The organism is Variovorax davisae (genome assembly GCF_030316845.1).
Classification (GTDB): domain Bacteria; phylum Pseudomonadota; class Gammaproteobacteria; order Burkholderiales; family Burkholderiaceae_C; genus Variovorax; species Variovorax davisae.
Map to the genome: position 1 here is coordinate 1 of NZ_JASZYS010000022.1, position 19975 is coordinate 19975.

Below are 19975 nucleotides of genomic sequence, written 5' to 3' on the forward strand. Positions count from 1 at the left end.
CGCGACAAAGAAGAACAGGCTTCCCCATTCCGAGGCGAGGTACTTGCTCGCGGTCTCGATGACGCCGAGCAGGACGGCGGCCACCAGCGAGCCGGTGATCGAACCCATGCCACCGACGGAGACGACCACCAGCACCAGAACCAGGTACTTGAGTGCGTAATACGGTTCGAGCGGCATCAGCTCGGCGCCGAGGATCCCGCCCAGGCCGGCCAGCGCCGCGCCCGCGGCAAAGCTCGCGCATTGCACTGTGCGGATCGGGATGCCGAGCGCCGAAGCGGTGCCGCTGTGGTCGACGGCCGCACGCAACCAGATGCCGAAGCGGGTGCGCGTCACTGTCCATGCGGCCAGCGCCGCCACCGCGCAACCGGCGCCGATCACCAGCAGGCGCTGGGCCGGCAGGGTACGAAAGCCGAGGTCGACCGAACCCGCGAGCAGCGGCGGCAGCGGAATCATCTGGACCTGCGGCCCTACCAGCGCGTTGGTCGCAGCGATCAACACGAAGCTGAGCCCGATCGTGAAGAGCACCTGCTCGAGTTCCTTGCGGCGGTAGAGATGCCGCAGCACCAGCGCCTCGAGCACGCCGCCGAGCACGGCCGTGGCCAGGATCGCGGCCGGCACTGCGAGCCAGAAGCTCCACTGGGCTTCACGTGTCAGCAGGGCCGCGGAGTAGCCCCCGACCATCGCGAACGCGCCGTGGCTCAGGTTCACGAAGCGCATCAGGCCGAGCGTCACCGACAAGCCGACCGCGATGACGAACAACACCATCCCGTAGGCCAATCCGTCGATCAGGATGTTGAGAAAGGTGTTCACGTAGTGGATCTCTCGCAGGGAAGTCTGGACGACGACTTACTTGTCCAGCCCGTAGTCGGTCTGCGGCCCGAAGCTCTGCAGTTCCTTGTTGACCAGCTGGTCACCCACCTTCTCGACCTTGCGCAAGTAAACGTTCTGCGTGATGTGGCGCGTCTTCGGATCGATGTTGACCGGACCGCGCGGGCTCTCCCACTTCAGCGCGCGGGCGGCTGCGATTGCAGCGGAGCCGTCTTTCTTTCCACTCGTCGCCTCGATCATCTTGTGGATCACGAACATGCCATCCCAGGCGCCGACCGACGCGTAGTTGGCAACGGCGTTCGGATCCTGCTTCTTGAGCGCGGCGACGAACTTCTTGTTGGCGGGCGAGTCGTGCGCGCCCGAGTAGTGGAAGGCGGTCGTCAGGCCCAGCGCGGCGTCGCCAAACTTCTGCAGGTCGTATTCGTCGGTCTCGGCCGAGCCGAGGAACTGAATGCCGCCCTTGGCCAGGCCGTTCTCGTTGTAGGCCTTCACAAAGCCCAGGTTCGGCGGGCCGCCCGGCAGGAAGGTGTAGACCGCCTGCGCACCGCTCGCCTTGATGCGCTGCACGAAAGGCCCGAAGTCGGTGGTGGCGATCGGCATGCGGATGCTTTCGACGACCGTCCCGCCTTGCTTGGTGAATTCGCTCTTGAACGCGGTCTCGGCGTCGATGCCGGGACCGTAGTCGGTGACGGCAGTTACGACCTTCTTCATGCCATTCTTGGCCGCCCATTGCGCGACTGGTACGGTGACCTGCCACAAGGTGTAGCTAGTGCGGATGAAGAATTCCGACTTGTCGGTGATGGCCGAGGTGGCGGCGTTGAAGATGACTGTCGGGGTCTGTGATTGCTGGATCAGCGGTGCGACCGCCATGGCGTTCGGCGTGAAGACGAAGCCGCCCAGGTAATCGACCTTGTCCTTCACGATGAGTTCCTGGACCAGCGTCTTCGTCAACGCCGGGTTCGGTCCGCCCGTGTCGCGGTAGATGAACTCGATGTCCTTGCCGGCAAGTTTGCCGCCCTGGCTCGCGACGTAACCTTCCGCCGCAGCCTTGAAGAGCGTGCCGTAGTGTGCGAATGGGCCCGAGAAGGGACCGACGATGCCGACCTTGACGGCTTGCGCCATCGCCGTGGGAGCGGCGAGCGACAACGCGGCCGAAGCGAAGAGCGCGCACGCAATGGCGCGACGGTGGAATTTCATCGTGAGTCTCCAGTAGTGGTTGGTGCCCGAAATGCCACCGCTTGTGGACTGCTCCGGTTGGCGTATTTTGCTTGGCATATCAACTAGTTGCAATCCCAACAGATTGGTATTTACCCGTATGGGGCAAACGCGCGCCTCGGGCATCCACCCTGTTGATTCCGGTGCGGCATGCCTATATTCCCGCTTCATGGCTTCAACCTGGTTGCTCGAGAGTCCGCCGGCAGGGCACATGCTGGATGCGGGTGCAGTGGCGCGCCTTCTGGATGCTGGCGAGGGTCGGGCGCCTGCGCGCGAGATGCTCGATTTCGTCAATCACGTCTTGCCCGTCGAATACATCTCGCTGATCGAATACGTCGATGGCGTGCCCTCGCAGGTCGAGGGCCATTCCACCGGCCGCCACGACAACATCACGGCCGAATGCTTCTCGCTCTACAAGAGCCGCTTCCGGCAGGCCGACGAGCTCACGCGGCTTGCGACGCGCATGGCTGGCGAGACCTCGATGCAGGCGCCCGTGACCGCGCTGCTCTATGACGTCGCGGATATTCCCGATGCCGGCTGGCGCGAGCAGATCTTCGTCGGCCGCCGGCTCACGGGCAGGCTGAGCTTTCTCTATGCGCCACTGCCGCGCACGTTGTTCGCGATCAACCTCTATCGCGACCGGAGCGACGGCAGTTTCGACGAGCGCGACGTCCAGCGGCTGCTGGGCCTAGCACCGATCCTCAAGCGCGCGCATCGCAGCGCGCTCTGCGCGCACCTGGCCTCGAACGACCTGCAATTGCGCGCGCCCGACATCGAGCGCACGCTGCAACGCACCGCACCGCTGCTGTCCGCGCGGGAGCGTTCGGTGTGCGCGCTGATCGCCTGCGGCGTGGGCGCCGACGGCATCGCGGCCGAGCTCGGCATCGCGCCATCGACGGTCGCGACGCTGCGCAAGCGCGCCTACGCCAAGCTTGCGATCCACGGTCGCCAGCAGCTGCTTCGCTTCATTCAATAGCCGCCGCCGCGCGCGGCGCAAAGCGCTTTTTGTACCCTTCTGCGGGGACAGACGAGCGCGCCCGGAATCCCTACATTGCTCGCATCTTGTGGAGACAGGCATGTGGATTCGAAATTGCTGGTACGTCATCGCGTGGGACCACGAGATTCCCGCCGAGGGCATGTTCACGCGCAGGGTGCTCGGCGAGCCGATCCTCGTCTACCGCACCGAAGGTGGCGGCCTGGTCGCGATGCAGGACCGCTGTTGCCACCGCCATGCGCCGCTGTCGCGCGGGCGCCGCGAAGGCGACTGCGTGCGCTGCGGCTACCACGGGCTCAAATTCGACGCGAGGGGCATCTGCATCGAGGCTCCGGGCCTCGCGAGCATTCCGGCCAAGACGCGCGTGCCGACCTATCCGGTGGTCTCGCACAACAAGTGGGTCTTCGTCTGGATGGGCGATCCGGCGCTGGTCGACCGAGCGCTGCTGCCCGACAACTTCTCCTGCGACCACCCCGACTGGGCGTACAAGCCGGGCTACGTGCACTACGACACGCCCTACCTGCTGGTCTGCGACAACCTGCTCGACTTCTCGCATCTGAGCTACGTGCACGAAAGCACCCTGGGCGGATCGACCGCCATCGCGCAGGCCGTGCCGAAGATCGAGCCCGTCCCGAGCGGCATCCGCGTAACGCGGCACGTGCCCGACGTGCCTCCGTCGCCCTTCTGGCGCTCGTTCCAGAGCTTCGACAGCAACGTTGACCGTTATTTCATCTACGACTTCGTGCTGCCCGGCACCTTGCTGATGCAGTCGGGTGGCGCGCCCGTCGGCCAGCCGCCCGGCGACCTGCGCGGCGGTGTGCAACTGCACAGTTGCCAGACGCTCACGCCCGAGACTGAAACGACGACCCACTACTTCTTCCAGCAGTCGCATCGAAGCAGCATCCGGGACCCGGCCGTGACCGAAGCGATCTACCGCGGCCTCGTCACGGCCTTCGAGGAGGACCGCGAGACGATCACGGCGCAGCACCGGAACATCGACGACCGGACGCCGATGCTGCTGCTTGCGATGGACCAGGCCCTGGTGCGCTTTCGCCGCCTGCTGCAGCAGGAGGTCGAGCGCGAACGGGCCGCCACGGCCGCTGCATCCGCTGCACCCGCTGCGATCGGCACCATGGACTGAAGCCTTCCCGCCTCTCACCCACACAAAAGAAGGAGACCCCCGATGTGCCGCAGATTCCTCCTGGCATTGAGCCTCATCGCCCCCATTGCGGCCCTGCCCGGTGCAGGCTTCGCCCAAGGCACGTTCCCGACCAAGCCGATACGGATCGTCGTCACAGCGCAGGCCGGCGGTGCCAACGACTTCGTGGCGCGGCTCATCGGCGAGCAGGTGTCGAAGTCGCTCGGCCAGCCTGTGGTGGTCGACAACCGCGCCGGCGCCAATGGCGCGGTGGGCATGGGCGAAGTCGCGCGCGCGGCACCCGACGGCTACACGATCGCGATCACGCTCGGCGATTCGCTGATCAACAACGTCGCGCTGTACAAGAGCCTTCCCTACGATCCGCAGCGCGACTTCGTCTTCATGACGCAGGTGGTGCGCAGCCCGGCCATTCTGTCGGCCAACCTCGAGCTCGGCGTGAAGAACATGGACGATTTCAAGAAGCTGGCGGCCAAGCCGGGCCAGCAGTTGAGCTACGGCACCTGGGGGCCCGGCGGGCTCGGCCACCTCGCGGGCGAGGCACTCAACCGCAAGCTCGATTCGCACATGGTCCACGTGCCGCAGCGCGGCGAAGCGCCCGTGATGGCCGACCTGCTGAGCAACACGGTGAGCATCGGCCTTACCTCCGCCGGCCTCGCGCGCCAGCACGTGCAGGCCGGCAAGGTCGTGCCGCTGGCGATCATGGGTCGCGAGCGCTCGCCCGTGCTGCCGCAGGTGCCGACGATGCGCGAACTCGGCTTCGACGATCCGTTGTTCGAAGCCGCGGTGTGGATCGCCTTCGTGGCGCCGGCCAAGACGCCGCCCGCAGTGATCGAGCGACTGACCACGGCACTGCGCGCAGCGGCAGCGATGCCCGAGGTCCAGGCGAAGATGGCCGAGCGCGGGCTCGAGATGCTCAACACCACGCCCGAGCAGTTCAGCCAGAATTACAAGCGCGATTTCGAGGTGATCACGAAGCGTATGCAGGAGTTTGGCATCGAGGCGCAGTAGCGCCCGTCTCACCAACTGCTGCCGGTACGGCAGCTTCAGACGACGGTCTGCGGCCTTTCGAATTTGGCTGCCGAATGACGGCGGTCGCCGAAACCTGACCTTGGCCTTTTTCTTGACGAAGGGCTGGTGTATCTTGGAACGTGACCTCGCCGACAACGTTAAGCTAGTTCGAGTTCAATGCCAGCGTCGATCGCGGGCGGAACGGCTGGTCAGAACGACGCCGCGCGCGAAGGGCAGCTTCCATAAACCGCCAAATGGCGTTCCGGGCCCTTTGCTGTCCGCCGTGACTGAGCGGCCAGCGGCAGGTGTGCAAAGCGAAAGCAGCTTCTGGAAGTGGCGGAAAACCGCCCTCGACGCCTGCTGGTGTGCCGCTGGCCTGGTCGCACTCATTCGCGACGCCGCGGGCACCTTCGCGGCCATGAGTCCGTTCTGGTCCATGCCAGCCCTCGATCTGTGTGCAGCCGTGCCGGCTGGCAATGCGCTCATCAGCACGCTGGCCGGCGTGGGGAGCTCGATCAGCAGCCCCGTCATCGCGGGCCGGTCGAACGAGCACACTCAAACCCGCGCCGCGAGACAGCACTACATGGCCGCCCTTTTGATCGTGGGCGCCGTCACCATCGTGGCGATCGAGGACCACAACCGAAATTGCGCGGGCGCCGTGCCGCAGCTCAAAGTGGCGGCCAAGCTCCAGTGAGCTGGGCGACGGGTGGTAAGGGAAACCCGGAACTTGAGTGCTGTGCACAAGCCGGACAATGGAAGGCTTACAACGATGCGGGCGAAGTCCGATGCAAACTGGCAAAGCCACTCACATCCAGCTTGACATCGCGTCTGACCTGCAGAAGTGGCGGGCATTTCTGGCCATTGCGGAACTGGGCAGCCTGACACGAGCAGCCCTCTTTCTGGACAGCAATCAATCCCTGCTGAGCCGCCATCTGAACGCGCTGGAGCGGGATTGCAAGGCGCGGCTCTTCAATCGCACAGGCCGCGGCGTGGCGCTGTCCGATGTCGGCCAGCGCATCTTCCCGCTTGTAAAGGCCCTTCTCTCGGATGCGGAGCAGCTAGAGCTGGAAATCCATGGTGAGGCGCGCGAGCCCTCTGGCCGAGTCACCATCGGATCGCTGCCCTCGATCACCAATCCGATAGTCGGCCGCCTGTTCAAACAGTTGCGCGAACGCCATCCGGGAATCCAGCTCAAGATCCTCGAAGGCTCGAGTGGTCAGGTAGAGGAATGGCTGTCCGACGCGCGCGTCGACATAGCCATTCTCTATCGGTACGGCAGTGCACATTACGATCAGGAGCAGGCGCTTGCCACCGTCGATAGCTACCTGATCGGCCCCGCAGGTGACCGATTGACTGCTGCACCCGAAGTTGCCTTTTCCGCCCTGCACGAGTTGCCCTTCATCCTGCCGAGCGCTCCGAATGGGCTGCGCACGGCACTGGACGCGATGGCCCGGCAGGAGCACATCACTCTGGCGCCGGCCATCGAAGCCGATTCGCTTCCGCTGATGCGAACGACAGTCGCCGAAGCTCGGCTCTACACCGTGTTACCCGTCCACGCGGTGTGGGCCGAATTACAGGAAGGGCGTCTGCAAGCGGCCAAGATCGTTTCTCCGCCACTGCAGCGCATCGTTTCCATGGCCCTGGCGCGCACCAAGGGGCCCGCACGGGCGGTATCTGCGGTCGCTGCGGAAATCGTCAGCGTCGTGGAAGACAGCGCGCGCAGCGGGATGTGGCACTCCGGCGGTCCCGCGTAGTCTCGTCTTGCGTGCGCACGCATAGCAGCGTTGCCTCGCGCACGGATGCGCGCACGGTCCCGGTCGCCTAAGCTCTTTGGCAACGATCGACCACTGGAGACACGTGCATGCCAAGAATTTCCCTGCCCGCGCCGGAGACCATGGATCCCGAGCAGCGCGCCGTCTACGACAAGATCATTTCAGGGCCGCGCGGGCGGATTCAGGGTCCACTCCGAGCCGCGCTCCACAATCCGGAGCTCGCGGACAAATGGCAGGCGATCGGCGCCCTGCTGCGCTATGGCACGACGTTGACGCCGCGGCAGTCGGAGATCGCGATCCTGGTCACGGGTCGCGCCTGCAACTCGCCTTTCGAATGGTATGCGCATCGCGCCGAAGCCGAGAAGGCTGGCATCGAACAGCCGATCATCGAAGCGCTGCTTGCCCAGACCAAACCGCCCGGCCTTTCGGCCGATGACGCTGCCGTCTACCACTACGCGGTCGAACTCAACCGGCACAACTCGGTTTCCGATGCAACCTACGCCACCGCGCTTGGCCGCTTCGGAGAACGCACGGTGGTCGAGCTGACTGCTCTGATCGGCTACTACACGATGGTCGCGATGACGCTCAACTGCCACGAGATTCCACTGCCTGATGGCGTCGCACCGGCCTTCCAGCTCCCACAAAAGGCAGACCTGCAATGAGCGAGTTCGACGCTGCAGGCGCGGGCTGGGATTGCCACGCTCATCTGTTCGGTCCCTACGACCAATTTCCGTTGGCGGCCGAGCGCAACTACACACCTCCGGAAGCCATCGAGTCGAACTATCTGGCGCTGCTCGCACGACTTGGGCTCGCGCACGGCGTTCTGGTGCATCCAAGCGCATACGGAAAGGACCACACACTGCTGCTCAGTGCATTGGCGGCACGACCCTCCTTGCGCGGCGTGGTCGTGGTGCAACCAGGCGACGAGCTTGCGCTGCATGACCTGCGTGATCACGGCGTGCGAGGCGCACGTTTCAGTCATCGAAGCGGCCCAGGCAGCAACTTCGCTGGCAGCGCATCCTTCGATGACCTGCTGGAGCTAGCGCCCGCGCTCGCCGACGCCGGGCTGCATGCCGAACTATGGACCGACTGCAAGGCACTGCCCGCCATTGCCTCGAAATTGCTAGCGCTGCCCGTTCCGATCGTGATTGACCACATGGGCGGCTTCGACGTGAATGCCGGCACGGACGAACCGGGGTTTCGGGCGCTGCTCGAACTGCTCGCGTCGGGCAGGATCTGGGTCAAGCTTTGTGCCTATCGCAACCTTCTCGGCGCACCTGACTGGCAAGCCGGGCGGGCCTTTCAGCGCAGGATGATCGAAACCAACCCCGAGCGATTGGTGTGGGGCAGCGACTGGCCGCACCTCCGGGTGACGCCCACGCCCAACGCTGCGCAACTGCTCTCGATGTTCAGGGATTGGGCTGGAGACGAGGCCATTGCAAGCCAGGTGCTTCGCGCCAATCCGGAGCGGCTGTACCGATGAATCCGGCCGCCGCGATGGGTCGCCCAGCAGGCGGAGGCAAGCTCGCGGTCTATCACGGTGCCGCGGACTCGTCGTTGTCGCCGAACGACACGCTGCGTTGGTATGAAGGTGTCGGCCAGGAAGATGGTCGACAGTGCGCAGAACAGCCTCGACATGCGACCGCAGCCGGCGCAAGGGGTCGTGGCGGGCACGGCACCCGACAGTGTCCTTGCCGAGACCACCAACCCCGGGAACTCAATGCCGATGCCCGCAGCCGTCCGCTGCGCTCGCATCACAGCTGGCGCGCCACTAGGGCGCGCGGGAGACACCGATGACACAACCAACTTCCGCTGCGAACAGCCGCAGGGACCGTCGCGCGCTACTTTTCGCAATGGCGCTGGCGTTCGCGGCCTCACCCTCGTTCGCGGGAACCTACCCCGACAAGCCGGTCCGCCTGATCGTGCCCTTCCCGGCCGGCGGCGCCACCGACGTGATGGCGCGCGGCATGGCGCAGCGGCTTGGTACCGAACTCGGCACGCAGGTGATCGTCGACAACCGCGGCGGCGCTGGCGGAACCACCGCGGCCGAGGCTGCTGCCCATGCGGCGCCCGACGGCTACACGCTGTTCTTTGCGACCATGGGCACGCAGGCGATCAACCCGGCCCTCTATCCCAGGCTGCGCTACGACCCGCTGAAGGACTTCGCGCCAATCAGCGTGACGCACCTGACGCCGCGCGTGCTGGTGGTCGGGCCGCAGGTGAGCGCGAGGAATATCGCCGAACTTGTCGCCCAGGCCAAGGCCAGACCCGGCGCGTTGACCTATGGTTCGTCCGGCAACGGCAGCTCGAGCCACCTGGCCGGCGCTCTGTTCGAGAGCATGGCCGGCGTCAAGATGCTGCACGTGCCGTACAAGGGCAGCGCGCCGCTGTTGACCGACGTGCTGGCTGGCCGCATCGATATGACCTTCGACTCCTACACCGTCTACGAGGAGCACATCAGGTCCGGCCGCGTGCGCGCGCTCGCGGTGACTTCGAGCCGGCGGCTGCAGGCGCTGCCGCTGGTGCCGACGGTGGCGGAGGCCGGCGTCAAGGGCTACGAGGTCTCCAACTGGCTCGGCCTGCTGGCGCCGGCCGGCACGCCGAAGGAGGTGGTCGCCAAGATCCACGCCGCGCTGGGGCGCGCGATGGCAACGCCGCCATTGCGCGAGCAGTTGGCGACGCTTGGCATCGAGCCCACCTTCGGCAGCCCCGAGGCCTTCGGAGCGCTGATTCGCGGCGAGATCCCAAAGTGGGCCGAGATCGTCAGGAAGTCCGGTGCGACCGTGGAATGACAATGAATCGGCGAGGCGGTGGTGTTCAGCGCTTCTGCTGCCGCACTGGCAGCTGCCTTGCCTCGATGCAGCAGGACAACCGACTGCAGCACCGGAAGACTGACACATGCAGCGGATGCACGTGCCGGCTCACAAGTAGCGGAATTCCGAGCGCCTCGACCTCACAGACGTCAGGAGCGAATTCCTGGGCGCTCCGATTCATGAACTCAATGTTGTGTTCGGTCGCAACGATTGAACGATCGCCGCATTGACCCGTCGTTGTTCATCGATCGTCGTGATCCACGCCACCGGACGCGGGGCCCCGCAGCAGGCCAGGGAGGCGATCGGCGGGCGCCGTGTCGAGGCTATCGACTTCGACACCGGTGAACGACTGTTCTCTCATGATCAACGCCCCTCATACCGCGGCGCGCGCTTTTCCAGAAAGGCACGCATGCCTTCCTTCTGGTCTTCGCTGTCGAACAGCCGCTCGAAGTAGCGGCGCTCCAGTGCGAGCGCGGTATCTATCGGAACGTCGCCTCCCAGCCGCACCGCGTCGCGAATCGCATGCACCGCCAGCGGCGGCATGCAAGCGATCTGTTCGGCCAGTTCGACGCCACGTGCCAGCGCCTGCCCCGTTGGCACCAGCTCGCTCACCACATTGGACATGTAGGCGTCGCCTGCCGGGATCATGTCGCCCGTCAGGCTCCACAACAGGGTCTTGTAGCGGCCCGCGGCGCGCAGCAGCCGCTGCGTTCCGCCTGCACCGGGCATGATTCCGACACGAATTTCGGGCTGACCGAACTTCGCATCTTCGGCCGCGATGATGATGTCGCATGCCAGCGCCAGTTCGCAGCCACCGCCAAGCGCGTAGCCCTCCACTGCGGCAATCACCGGCTTCGAGAGTTGCCGCACGACGTGGAAAACGCGATCCGTTTCGAGGCGCACATGGTCGCTTGGTCGCATGCTCGACATCTCGCCGATGTCGGTGCCGGCGACGAAATAGCCTTCACTGCCGGTCAGCACCACCGCGGCAATGGCATTGTCGCTGGCCAGCGCCTCCAGGTGCTCAACCAGCTCGCGTTTGACCTGGAGATTCAAGGCATTGCGACGCTTCGGCCGATCGATGGTCACGATGCCGACACGGCCTCTGCGGTCGCAGCGCACCATGGGAGAAACGGTCTCGGTATTCATGACGCGGCCTGCACTTCGCGTTGCAGCCACACCGAACCGCGGTAGCGGTCCTCGCCATAGCTTGCGCCCAGGTTTCGAACCGTCCGAAGCACAGTTGCAAGGCCGATTTCGCGTCCCCAGGCCATCGGGCCGACGGGATAGTTGACACCCATGCGCATCGCGGCATCGACACCTTCGGCGGAGGCGATGCCCTGGTACACGGCTTCAGCGCCTTCGTTGACCAGCATGGCCACCGTGCGCATCACCAACATGCCGGGCACGTCCTCGAGTTGCGAGACACGCTTGCCCAATGCGCCGAAGAGTCCCGCGGCCTTGAGTACGTCGGCATCGCTCGCCTGCGCCGCCGCTGCGATGGCATCCGACCACAGCTGGCGTAGTCCAGCGCGAGATCGAACAGCACCACCGCCTCATCCAGCGCCGCGGCCCGCTCGGTCGCGGTGCGGCCATCGGTCATCGCAAGCACGAGCCCGTCGACGCGCAGCAGGCCATCGCCCGCCGTCTGCTTCAGTCGGATTCCGTCAACCTTTTCCAAAAGATCGACCAGCGGTCTCGCCGGACCGAGGTCGCCTTCAACCCGGACGACCAAGGGTGCCTGGTCCGTAGAGAGCTCGTCGATCACGACGGGACTTGCACCGTCTCGATGGTCAAAGAATCCACGGCCGGACTTTCGCCCGAGCCAGCCGGCATCGACCAGATCCTTCTGCACCAGCGACGGCTTGTAGCGCGGATCGTCGAAGAAGGCTTGGTACACCGAACGCGTGACCGCGAAATTGACGTCGTGCCCGATCAGGTCCATGAGTTCGCAAGGTCCCATGCGAAAGCCACCGGACTCGCGCATCACGGCATCGAGGGTTGCGGGCGAGGCCACCTGCTCCTGCAGCAACCGCAGCGCTTCACCGTAGAAAGGGCGCGCCACGCGGTTGACGATGAAGCCCGGCGTCGAGCGGCAGTGCACCGGTGTCTTGCCCCAGGCCAGCGCCGTCGCAAAGATCGTCTTCGCCACCTCTGGCGCGGTGACGTGGCCGCTGACAACTTCCACCAGCGGCAGCACCGTGGCCGGGTTGAAAAAATGCATGCCGACGACACGCTCCGGTCGCTTGAGTCGTCCGGCCAGCGCCGTGACCGACAGCGACGAGGTGTTGGTGGCCACGATGGCATCCGGAGATAGATGAGGCTCGAGTGCAGACAGCGCGGCCACCTTGGCATCGAGGTCTTCGTAGATGACCTCGATGACGAGGCCGACCCCGGCCATCGCGCCGTCGGGCAGTGTGGATCGAATACGCTTCAGTGCTCCCTCGCACGCCGCGCTGTCGAGCTTGCCGCGCGCCACCCGCTTGTCCATGCTTGCGCGGATCATGCCGAGGCCGCGCTCGACCGCCGCGTCGTTGGCGTCGCGCAAGTAGACCGTGTGGCCGGCGGCCGCCGCCACTTCAGCGATGCCGCTGCCCATGGTGCCGGCACCGATGACGATGACGCTCTTGTCCAGCGGCAATGCCTCGCCACGGGGTGAGGTGTGTTGTTCAACCATCGACGGGCTCCGTGGATTGGAAGGAAGGGCGGGCCTGCATCGTGGCGAACCAGTCGGCGAGACGGGGTGCCAGCGCACGCCAGCCGAACGCGTCGAAGCGGTAGTCGAGGTATCCCAGGGCGCAGCCAAGCGTCGCGTGGCCGATGGAGAACGGCGCGCTGCCGATCGCGTCGGCCTCCGCATCGAGCAGCTTCAGCGAGGCGCGGGTCTTGAGCTCGAAGGCCTCCGCCAGCGCCCGCAATGGATGTTCGCGTTCACGCTCGTTGCGCCACAGGATCAGGACATCGAGCAGGCCATCCCCCAGCGCATGCCAGCGCAATGCTTGCCACCGTGCCTCGCCTTGTTTTGGGAACAGCGAGCCGTTGGCCTGATCGTTCAGGTATTCGCAGATCACAATGGAGTCGAAGAGCGTCGAGCCGTCTTCGCGCACCAGCGTCGGGATCTTCGACAACGGGTTGTCCACCATGAGGGCCGCGTTGGGTTTGAGCATGGCTGCGACCGAGCGCACGAGTTCGAGCCGGGGCAGAACGCCGAGTTCGTGCGCGCAGATCATCACCTTGCGCACGTAAGGCGACTTGGGCGACCAATGCAGCTTCATCGTCGCGGACATCAGATCGCTCCAGCTCCGCGCAGCGCATCGATGCCGGCCGCGCTGTAGCCCAACTCGGACAAGATGTCTTGGCTATGCTGGCCGAGCAGCGGCGGCGCCGACTGTGTCTGCAGCGGCGACTCGGTAAAGCGCATGGGGCTGACCACCTGCGGGACGTCGACTCCACTCGGATGGGGCACGTAGCGCAGCATCTCGCGCGCCTTGACTTGCGGTTCCTTGAAAACATCCGCCACGGTGTTGATGGGGCCGCAAGGCACGCCTGCCTTGTCGAGCGCCGCAATCAGGCGGTCGCGCTCCCATTCGGCGAAAACGTCGCGCAACAGGCCCGACAGTTCGCCGATGTTGCGCACCCGCTGTGCATTGGTGGCGAAACGCTCGTCGACGATCCAGTCCGGCCGCCCGAACACCTCGCACAGCTTCGCGAACTGGCCGTCGTTGCCAACCACCAGGATCACATCGCCGTCCGCACAGGCGTAGACGTCCTGCGGCTGGATATTGGGGTGGGCGTTGCCGTTGCGGCGCGGCACCTTGCCCGAGACCAGGTAGTTCATGGCCTGATTGGACAGCGTGGCGACCTGCACGTCGAGCATCGCGATGTCGATGTTGTCGCCCACGCCCGTTTCGTTGCGCCGTGCCAATGCGGCCAGCACTGAAACGGCGGTGTACATGCCTGTCATCAGGTCGACGATCGGGATGCCGACCTTCTGCGGTCCGCCACCTGGCCGACCATCCTTCTCGCCGGTCACACTCATCAGGCCACCCATCGCCTGAATCAGGAAATCGTAGGCCGGCTGGTCGCGCCGCGGTCCTGTCTGACCAAAGCCAGTGACCGAGCAGTAAATGAGGCGCGGGTTGATCTTGCGTAGCGATGCCTCATCCAGGCCATAGCGCGCCAGCGTGCCTGCCTTGTAGTTCTCGAGCACGATGTCGGCTCGCTTGGCAAGTTCCTTGACGATCTTCTGGCCTTCGGGCTTCTCCAGGCTGACTGTGATGGAGCGCTTGCCGCGATTGACTGCAAGGTAGTAGCCCGCCTCCTTCGTGTCGTTGCCTTCAGCGTCCTTGAGGAACGGAGGCCCCCAGGTGCGCGTGTCGTCGCCGGCGCCGGGCCGCTCGACCTTGATCACCTCGGCGCCCAGATCCGCGAGAATTTGGCTGGCCCAGGGCGCGGCGAGGATGCGGCTCAGGTCGAGCACCTTGACGTGCGACAGCGGGCCCTTGTTGGTGGTCATTTGAAGTCTCCTTGTGGTGGACTGAATTCTGGAATCAGGATCCGCTTTGGGCTACGTGTGGGGCCGCAAGACTGTGATGCGCCGCGGCGCATACCGGCCAGGACTCGCGTGCCCGGCCTCGCATATCAGCTATGCGCCAGAGCGTGGTGGCAGAAATCGCCCCGGTCCCTAAAGTCCATCCACGACAAACTGGAGACATCGACCATGAATGCACTTTTCAAATCCGCGGCTGCACTGACCCTTGCTCTGGCAGCAGCCTCGGGATGGGCGCAGGCCTATCCCACCAAGCCGATCCGCTTGGTCGTTCCATTTCCGGCTGGTGGGCCGGTTGACCAGACAGCCCGCGCACTCGGAGCCAAGCTGAGCACGTCCCTCGGCCAATCGATCATCATCGACAACAAGGGCGGCGCCGGCGGCCTGCTGGGCGCCGACGCGGTCGCCAAATCGCCAGCCGACGGCTACACGCTGCTGTTCTCCTCGGCGGGCGCACTGGCGATCGTTCCGCACATCGTCCCGTCGATGCCCTATAACCCGCAGAAGGATCTGGTTGCCGTGACCCAGGCATTGAAGGTGCCGGCGGTGCTTGTGGTGGCCGCCAGTTCGAAATACAAGACCTTCGCGGACCTGAAGGCCGCCGCCACGGGCGACGCCAGCAAGATCAACTACGCATCGGCCGGCAGCGGCACCACGCCGCACCTCCAGGCCGAACTGCTCAAGCGGGAAGCCAAGCTGAACATCAACCACATTCCCTACCGGGGCGCGGCACCGGCGCTGACCGACCTCATGGGCGGTCAGGTCGACATGATGTTGGTAGACATCCCCGTTGTGCTGCCTTTCATTCAGTCGGGCAAGGTGCGCGCGTTGGCGGTGACCAACGCCACTCGTATTCCCGTGCTCAAGGATGTCCCTACGGTGGGCGAGCTCGGTCTACCGAAGGCCGAGGCCTACAACTGGTACGGCATGCTCGCGCCGGCGCGGACACCGCCCGAGATCATCAGCAAGATGTATGGCGCCGTCGGAGCCGCATTGCGCTCGCCCGACCTGAAGCAGCAATTTGAGCAGCAGGGCGTGGAAGTCGTCGGCAGCAAGCCCGAGGAGTTCGGACCGTTCATCGCCGCCGAATCGGAGCGTTGGGGTTCACTGGCCAAGGCGGTGGGCGCCAAACTGGACTGACCCGGCGAACACCTGATCATTTCGAAGTGCTCAGCGCCGCAGCGGCGCTGTTTTTCTCAATCGTTTGGATCCGCGAAATGTCCACCCAAGCCTTCATCTGCGACGCCATCCGCACCCCCTTCGGGCGTTACGGCGGCGCCCTCTCGAGCGTGCGCACCGACGACCTCGGCGCAGTGCCGCTCAAGGCCCTGATGGAACGCAACAAGAACGTCGACTGGCAGGCGGTCGGCGACGTGCTCTACGGCTGCGCCAACCAGGCTGGCGAGGACAACCGCAACGTCGCGCGCATGGCCGCGCTGCTGGCCGGCCTGCCGATCGAGGTCGGCGGCGGCACCATCAACCGCCTGTGCGGCTCGGGCCTCGATGCCGTGGGCACTGCGGCGCGCGCCATCAAGGCCGGCGAAGCGGGCCTGATGATCGCCGGCGGCGTCGAGAGCATGAGCCGCGCGCCCTTCGTGATGCCCAAGGCCGAAAGCGCCTTCAGCCGCAACAACGCGGTCTATGACACCACCATCGGCTGGCGCTTCGTCAACAAGCTGATGAAGGCGCAGTACGGCGTCGACTCGATGCCCGAGACCGCCGAGAACGTCGCCACCGACTACAAGATCGAGCGCGAGGCCCAGGACCGCATGGCGCTGGCCTCGCAGCAGCGCGCCGTCGCGGCCCAGAAGTCGGGCTTCTTCGACAGCGAGATCGTGCCGGTGAGCGTGGCCCAGAAGAAGGGCGATCCGCTCATCGTCAGCAAGGACGAGCATCCGCGCGAAACCAGCCTCGAGGCGCTGGCCAAACTCAAGGGGGTGGTGCGCCCCGATGGCACCGTGACCGCCGGCAATGCCAGCGGCGTCAACGACGGCGCGGTGGCGCTGCTGCTGGCCGACGAGGCCAGCGCCGCCAAGCACGGCCTGACGCCGCGCGCCCGCGTGGTCGGCATGGCGACCGCCGGCGTGGCGCCGCGCGTGATGGGCATCGGCCCGGCGCCGGCGACGCAGAAGGTGCTGCAGCTCACCGGCCTCAAGCTCGAGCAGATCGACGTCATCGAACTCAACGAGGCCTTTGCCGCGCAGGGCCTCGCGGTGCTGCGCCTGCTCGGCCTCAAGGACGACGACGCGCGCGTCAACATCAACGGCGGTGCCATTGCGCTGGGCCATCCGCTGGGCGCCAGCGGCGCCCGCCTGGCCACCACCGCGATCAACCAGCTGCACAAGGGCGGCGGCCGCTATGCGCTGTGCACGATGTGCATCGGCGTCGGCCAGGGCATCGCGGTCGTCCTGGAACGAGTTTGATAGGTGTCCTACGGAGCTCGACGCAAGGGCTCCGTAGATCTTGCGCGCTCGAAGTCAAACGTGCGCCAGATTGCTCTCCGCGATCTCGGCGTGTGCTTCCTTGTTGCCGACCGTGTGTCCGTCTTGTGCGCAGCATTCAGCGTCAGCAATCGCGCCTGGTCGATCAAGCAGCGCGACTCGGCGATGCGTTCATGCCACGGATTGCTCGGCCAGCGGATTTCCGATGGCGATGCGAGAACGAAGCCGGTCGCACATCACTCCAGCGCGCGCTCCGCGGCGCCTATGGAACGCATGCAGTGGTTGGATGCGGCCGGGCCCGAGGCGGCCCTGGGCGATTTCGAAGCCGCGGCCTCCGCCCAGAAGGAAGTTTTGACCGGCACGGGAACGTTTTCCAAAAGAACTTCCATGTGGCCGAGCGACGCGTCGTCATAGCCGAACGCCGACGGGAGGCGCAAGCTCACGCCGGACGTGTCGCCTGGCACCAGCACCATCGATTGTTGCGCATGGCGCGGCGCGTCAAGGCCGGCCGGCCTTTCCCATCGAGATGAAGATCTTGCAGCTCGGACTGCCCGCGCCGGACGCGAACCACTTGCTCGTCGCCATCGCGCGTGATGGTGCACTGGATGTTTGCGTCGTCCGAAGAGGCAGCAGCCGGTTCGGTCACCAGGAAGCCGGACCGGATCTCGCCGCGAAGCAGCGTCTCCAGCTGCTGGTCTGCACCTCGATGCCCGTGGAGTTCAATGGACTTCATTTTACCGGTGTCGGGCGCCGAGCAGTTGAGCACCTTGCCGATACGGCCCATCAATTCGTACAGAAGTGCGTGATTAAGGTTCGAGTCGAAGCATTGGCAGCGCGATGTCTTCGGGGAGGGTTCGGCGAACCTGGTGTGTCCTTCAGTCTTGAGGGCCGCGTCCCTGATCCCTGCCTTTTAGAATTGGAATGCTGCCGAAGGAATGAAGCCGTCTCGCGAGCGACGGGACGGCGGGCAATCGCAAATCAGTCGAGGCGCACGCCGGAGCGCTTGACCACTTCTGACCACTTCGCTGTATCCGCGCGAATCAGTGCCGCGAATTCCTTCGATGTGCTGAGACGAACCTCGATACCGGCATCGGCCATCTGGCGGATGATGTCAGGCGACGACATGGCCGCGCCGATCTCGTCATGCAGCTTCGAGACGATGCTGGCGGGTGTGCCGGCCGGCGCGAGCACCCCGAGCCAGAGCGACATTTCGTAGCTTCCCATGCCAGGTGTTTCGGAGATGGTTGGCACGTTCGGCAGGGTCGGCAAGCGCTTGCGTCCGGTGAGCCCGAGCGGGCGCACCTTCCCGGTCTTGACGTATTCGACGAAGTTCGATGCGGTGTCGAACATCATCGAAGTGCGGCCGCCGAGAAAATCGGTCAGCGCGGGCGCGCTCCCTTTGTAGGGGACGTGCGTCAGGTCGACCTTGGCCAGGCTCTTGAAAAGCTCGCCGGACAGGTGGCTGGTCGTGCCGTTGCCCGCCGATGCAAAGGTCAACTCTCCGGGCTTCTTGCGCGCAAGCTCGATGAGATCGGCCACCGACTTGGCGGGCACGTCCGGATTGACTACGAGCAGGTTCGACGTGTTGTGCGTCAGCGTGATGGGCTCGAAGCTCTTGGCCGGGTCATAGCGCAGATTCTTGTACAGGCTCGGGTTGATGGTGAGCGAACCCATGGTGGCGAACAGCAGGGTGTAGCCATCCGGCGCCGCAGTCGCCACCGCTTCGGCGCCGATGCCGCCGCCAGCACCTGCGCGGTTGTCGATGATCATGGCCTGGCCAAGTCTTTCTGCCAACTTCTGACCCATGGTGCGTGCCATCAAGTCGGTCGCGCCACCTGCGGGGAAAGGCACCACGAGGCGGATCGCCTTATCCGGATACCCGGCCGCTTGGGCAGGCAGACCAAGCGCCGAAAGCCCGAACGACCCGCAGGCCAGCAGCATCCCGCGTCGCGTCGGGTGCGGGTTGCCCAGACGTAGGCATGAGTCATCGGACGCCATGGCTCAGCGTCCCGTGAAGACCGGCGCGCGCTTTTCCGCAAACGCGCGCTGCGCTTCCTTCGCGTCGTCGGTCTTGCCGATCAGCGCTGTCATGTCCTGTTCGTAGCGATAGCCGTCACGCAGGCTCATGTCCTCGATCACGTTCAGCGTGTGTTTGCCCATGCGGGTCGACACCGGGCTCTTTGAGGCGATGGTGGTAGCGATCTCCAGTGCCTTGGGCATCAGGTCCTCCGGTGTCGTGCACTCTTCGAGGATCCCAAGCCGATAGAGTTCAGCGCCTGGTACGCGCATGCCTGTCAACATCATCCGGCGCAGGCGAGAGTGGCTGAAAAGCCGCATCGCGTGGCGGCAGCCGCCGAGCAGTCCAACGTCGACTTCGGGGAGGCCGAGGGATGCCTTTTCCGATGCGATCAGGATGTCACTGGAGGCGGCCATCGCGACACCGGAACCGAGCGCAGCGCCATTGATCGCACAGATCACCGGCTTGGCGCATTCCCGGATCGCATGGAAGCATTCGCGAGTCCGCCTCGAATGTGCGGGCAGGTCGCCGGGCCCCTTGATGACCGACGCGCGGCCCTTGAGGTCGGCTCCGGCACAGAACACCTTGCCCGCGCCGGTCAGCACGACGACGCGCACTTCGTCCATCTCGGAGATCCGATCGAGGGCCAGAGTGAGTTCGTCATTGAGCGTGCGCGTCAGCGCATTCACGGGCGGGCTGTTGAGGGTGAGGGTGGCTACGAAGTTGTTCAGCTCGTAGTTGAGTTGGGTCAGGTCGTTCATGGTCTCCGTTTCCGGCGCAAAGCGCGCTCATGTTGTTCAGTGCTGCCAGTCTAGTGAAGGGCCTGCCATGACGAAGCTATCGCTCCCACAGAGCTGATATGCGACTTTCAACAAGTCACGTGTGGGCAGGAGCGGCGGGAGCGCGCAGTCCGGCGGCAAAAACTGTCTGTCCAAAGCTGGTGTTGCCATGCATACAGCCATTAAGCCGGGTGACGACCGGTTTCACCTGACGCGGACATAGCTCGGGGGCGGAGCCACCGACCGCTTCCTGGCCGGGTCCTGATTGCCTGCGCAGAGGCTACTTCCGGTTCAGACTGTCTGCTGTCGTTCGAATTTCGCTGCTGAATGACAGCGGTCGCCGTTACCCGACCTTGGCGCTTTTCTTGACGAACGGCTGGTCTACTTTGGAACTTGACAG

General features: G+C 65.1%; 17 protein-coding genes and 2 pseudogenes. 10 read left to right on the top strand and 9 right to left on the bottom strand.

All coding sequences use genetic code 11. The features are described from left to right. Both QTI33_RS32855 and QTI33_RS32860 read right to left on the bottom strand, forming a co-directional pair. On the bottom strand, window positions 1-810 hold an 810-nt coding region (locus QTI33_RS32855; RefSeq protein ID WP_286510786.1), incomplete at its 3' end, for a branched-chain amino acid ABC transporter permease. Between the two features lie 36 nt (window positions 811-846). Further along, window positions 847-2169 carry an ABC transporter substrate-binding protein gene (locus tag QTI33_RS32860; protein ID WP_286510787.1) on the bottom strand — a complete coding sequence of 441 codons (1323 nt, stop codon included), beginning with the start codon at window positions 2167-2169 and terminating at the stop codon, window positions 847-849. Between QTI33_RS32860 and QTI33_RS32865 the strand changes: the two genes are divergently transcribed. From QTI33_RS32865 to QTI33_RS32900, 8 genes are all read left to right on the top strand, one after another. Beyond that, complete coding sequence (locus QTI33_RS32865) at window positions 2144-3019, top strand: helix-turn-helix transcriptional regulator (RefSeq protein WP_286510788.1); 876 nt, start codon at window positions 2144-2146, stop codon at window positions 3017-3019. The genes QTI33_RS32860 and QTI33_RS32865 overlap by 26 nt on opposite strands. Window positions 3020-3119: 100 nt before the next feature. Further along, window positions 3120-4178, top strand: a complete 1059-nt coding sequence (locus tag QTI33_RS32870; RefSeq protein WP_286510789.1) for a Rieske 2Fe-2S domain-containing protein — start codon at window positions 3120-3122, stop codon at window positions 4176-4178. Between the two features lie 42 nt (window positions 4179-4220). Next, window positions 4221-5204: a Bug family tripartite tricarboxylate transporter substrate binding protein gene (locus tag QTI33_RS32875; protein WP_286510790.1), complete on the top strand. Its 984-nt coding sequence runs from the start codon at window positions 4221-4223 to the stop codon at window positions 5202-5204. Window positions 5205-5337: 133 nt separating this feature from the next. Next, window positions 5338-5898, top strand: a complete 561-nt coding sequence (locus tag QTI33_RS32880) for a hypothetical protein (protein ID WP_286510791.1) — start codon at window positions 5338-5340, stop codon at window positions 5896-5898. Window positions 5899-5989: 91 nt separating this feature from the next. Next, window positions 5990-6958, top strand: a complete 969-nt coding sequence (locus QTI33_RS32885) for a LysR substrate-binding domain-containing protein (RefSeq protein WP_286510792.1) — start codon at window positions 5990-5992, stop codon at window positions 6956-6958. 107 nt (window positions 6959-7065) lie between these two features. Beyond that, on the top strand, window positions 7066-7638 hold the full coding sequence (locus QTI33_RS32890; RefSeq protein WP_286373062.1) for a carboxymuconolactone decarboxylase family protein: 573 nt from the start codon (window positions 7066-7068) through the stop codon (window positions 7636-7638). Continuing rightward, entirely contained in the window at window positions 7635-8459 is an 825-nt protein-coding gene (locus tag QTI33_RS32895) for an amidohydrolase family protein (RefSeq protein WP_286373061.1), read from the top strand. The genes QTI33_RS32890 and QTI33_RS32895 overlap by 4 nt, the downstream gene beginning before the upstream one ends. 370 nt (window positions 8460-8829) lie before the next feature. Further along, window positions 8830-9768, top strand: coding sequence for a Bug family tripartite tricarboxylate transporter substrate binding protein (locus QTI33_RS32900; RefSeq protein ID WP_286510793.1), 939 nt, complete (start codon window positions 8830-8832; stop codon window positions 9766-9768). A gap of 384 nt (window positions 9769-10152) precedes the next feature. Here QTI33_RS32900 and QTI33_RS32905 read toward each other — a convergent pair whose 3' ends face one another. The 4 genes and pseudogenes from QTI33_RS32905 to QTI33_RS32920 form a co-directional block, all read right to left on the bottom strand. Next, window positions 10153-10938, bottom strand: a complete 786-nt coding sequence (locus tag QTI33_RS32905) for an enoyl-CoA hydratase-related protein (RefSeq protein ID WP_286510794.1) — start codon at window positions 10936-10938, stop codon at window positions 10153-10155. Then, a pseudogene (locus QTI33_RS32910) lies at window positions 10935-12466 on the bottom strand (3-hydroxyacyl-CoA dehydrogenase). The gene QTI33_RS32905 and the pseudogene QTI33_RS32910 overlap by 4 nt, the downstream one beginning before the upstream one ends. Continuing rightward, window positions 12459-13076 (bottom strand): glutathione S-transferase family protein, encoded by a 618-nt coding sequence (locus QTI33_RS32915; RefSeq protein WP_286373056.1) that lies wholly within the window; start codon window positions 13074-13076, stop codon window positions 12459-12461. The pseudogene QTI33_RS32910 and the gene QTI33_RS32915 overlap by 8 nt, the downstream one beginning before the upstream one ends. Next, window positions 13076-14305, bottom strand: coding sequence for a CaiB/BaiF CoA transferase family protein (locus tag QTI33_RS32920; RefSeq protein ID WP_286510795.1), 1230 nt, complete (start codon window positions 14303-14305; stop codon window positions 13076-13078). The genes QTI33_RS32915 and QTI33_RS32920 overlap by 1 nt, the downstream gene beginning before the upstream one ends. A gap of 204 nt (window positions 14306-14509) precedes the next feature. Between QTI33_RS32920 and QTI33_RS32925 the strand changes: the two genes are divergently transcribed. Both QTI33_RS32925 and pcaF read left to right on the top strand, forming a co-directional pair. Next, window positions 14510-15478 (top strand): Bug family tripartite tricarboxylate transporter substrate binding protein, encoded by a 969-nt coding sequence (locus QTI33_RS32925; RefSeq protein ID WP_286373054.1) that lies wholly within the window; start codon window positions 14510-14512, stop codon window positions 15476-15478. A gap of 77 nt (window positions 15479-15555) precedes the next feature. Then, window positions 15556-16761, top strand: a complete 1206-nt coding sequence (pcaF, locus tag QTI33_RS32930; protein WP_286510796.1) for a 3-oxoadipyl-CoA thiolase — start codon at window positions 15556-15558, stop codon at window positions 16759-16761. A 78-nt stretch (window positions 16762-16839) separates the two neighbouring features. Here pcaF and QTI33_RS32935 read toward each other — a convergent pair. The 3 genes and pseudogenes from QTI33_RS32935 to QTI33_RS32945 form a co-directional block, all read right to left on the bottom strand. Further along, window positions 16840-17596, bottom strand: a pseudogene (locus QTI33_RS32935) (acyl-CoA dehydrogenase family protein); the annotation flags it as partial. A gap of 161 nt (window positions 17597-17757) precedes the next feature. Continuing rightward, complete coding sequence (locus QTI33_RS32940) at window positions 17758-18777, bottom strand: Bug family tripartite tricarboxylate transporter substrate binding protein (protein WP_286510797.1); 1020 nt, start codon at window positions 18775-18777, stop codon at window positions 17758-17760. Window positions 18778-18780: 3 nt separating this feature from the next. Beyond that, window positions 18781-19557, bottom strand: a complete 777-nt coding sequence (locus tag QTI33_RS32945) for an enoyl-CoA hydratase/isomerase family protein (protein WP_286510798.1) — start codon at window positions 19555-19557, stop codon at window positions 18781-18783. Between the last annotated feature and the right edge of the window lie 418 nt (window positions 19558-19975).

What these genes read in the sequence shown, in the direction of transcription:
- QTI33_RS32920 (WP_286510795.1), bottom strand. Translation starts at nt 14,305, where the DNA reads ATGACCACCAACAAGGGCCCGCTGTCGCACGTCAAGGTGCTCGACCTG.
- QTI33_RS32890 (WP_286373062.1), top strand. Translation starts at nt 7,066, where the DNA reads ATGCCAAGAATTTCCCTGCCCGCGCCGGAGACCATGGATCCCGAGCAG.
- QTI33_RS32915 (WP_286373056.1), bottom strand. Translation starts at nt 13,076, where the DNA reads ATGTCCGCGACGATGAAGCTGCATTGGTCGCCCAAGTCGCCTTACGTG.
- pcaF (WP_286510796.1), top strand. Translation starts at nt 15,556, where the DNA reads ATGTCCACCCAAGCCTTCATCTGCGACGCCATCCGCACCCCCTTCGGG.
- QTI33_RS32895 (WP_286373061.1), top strand. Translation starts at nt 7,635, where the DNA reads ATGAGCGAGTTCGACGCTGCAGGCGCGGGCTGGGATTGCCACGCTCAT.
- QTI33_RS32860 (WP_286510787.1), bottom strand. Translation starts at nt 2,169, where the DNA reads ATGCCCGAGGCGCGCGTTTGCCCCATACGGGTAAATACCAATCTGTTG.
- QTI33_RS32905 (WP_286510794.1), bottom strand. Translation starts at nt 10,938, where the DNA reads ATGAATACCGAGACCGTTTCTCCCATGGTGCGCTGCGACCGCAGAGGC.
- QTI33_RS32925 (WP_286373054.1), top strand. Translation starts at nt 14,510, where the DNA reads ATGAATGCACTTTTCAAATCCGCGGCTGCACTGACCCTTGCTCTGGCA.
- QTI33_RS32900 (WP_286510793.1), top strand. Translation starts at nt 8,830, where the DNA reads ATGGCGCTGGCGTTCGCGGCCTCACCCTCGTTCGCGGGAACCTACCCC.
- QTI33_RS32870 (WP_286510789.1), top strand. Translation starts at nt 3,120, where the DNA reads ATGTGGATTCGAAATTGCTGGTACGTCATCGCGTGGGACCACGAGATT.
- QTI33_RS32865 (WP_286510788.1), top strand. Translation starts at nt 2,144, where the DNA reads ATGGGGCAAACGCGCGCCTCGGGCATCCACCCTGTTGATTCCGGTGCG.
- QTI33_RS32945 (WP_286510798.1), bottom strand. Translation starts at nt 19,557, where the DNA reads ATGAACGACCTGACCCAACTCAACTACGAGCTGAACAACTTCGTAGCC.
- QTI33_RS32875 (WP_286510790.1), top strand. Translation starts at nt 4,221, where the DNA reads ATGTGCCGCAGATTCCTCCTGGCATTGAGCCTCATCGCCCCCATTGCG.
- QTI33_RS32940 (WP_286510797.1), bottom strand. Translation starts at nt 18,777, where the DNA reads ATGGCGTCCGATGACTCATGCCTACGTCTGGGCAACCCGCACCCGACG.
- QTI33_RS32885 (WP_286510792.1), top strand. Translation starts at nt 5,990, where the DNA reads ATGCAAACTGGCAAAGCCACTCACATCCAGCTTGACATCGCGTCTGAC.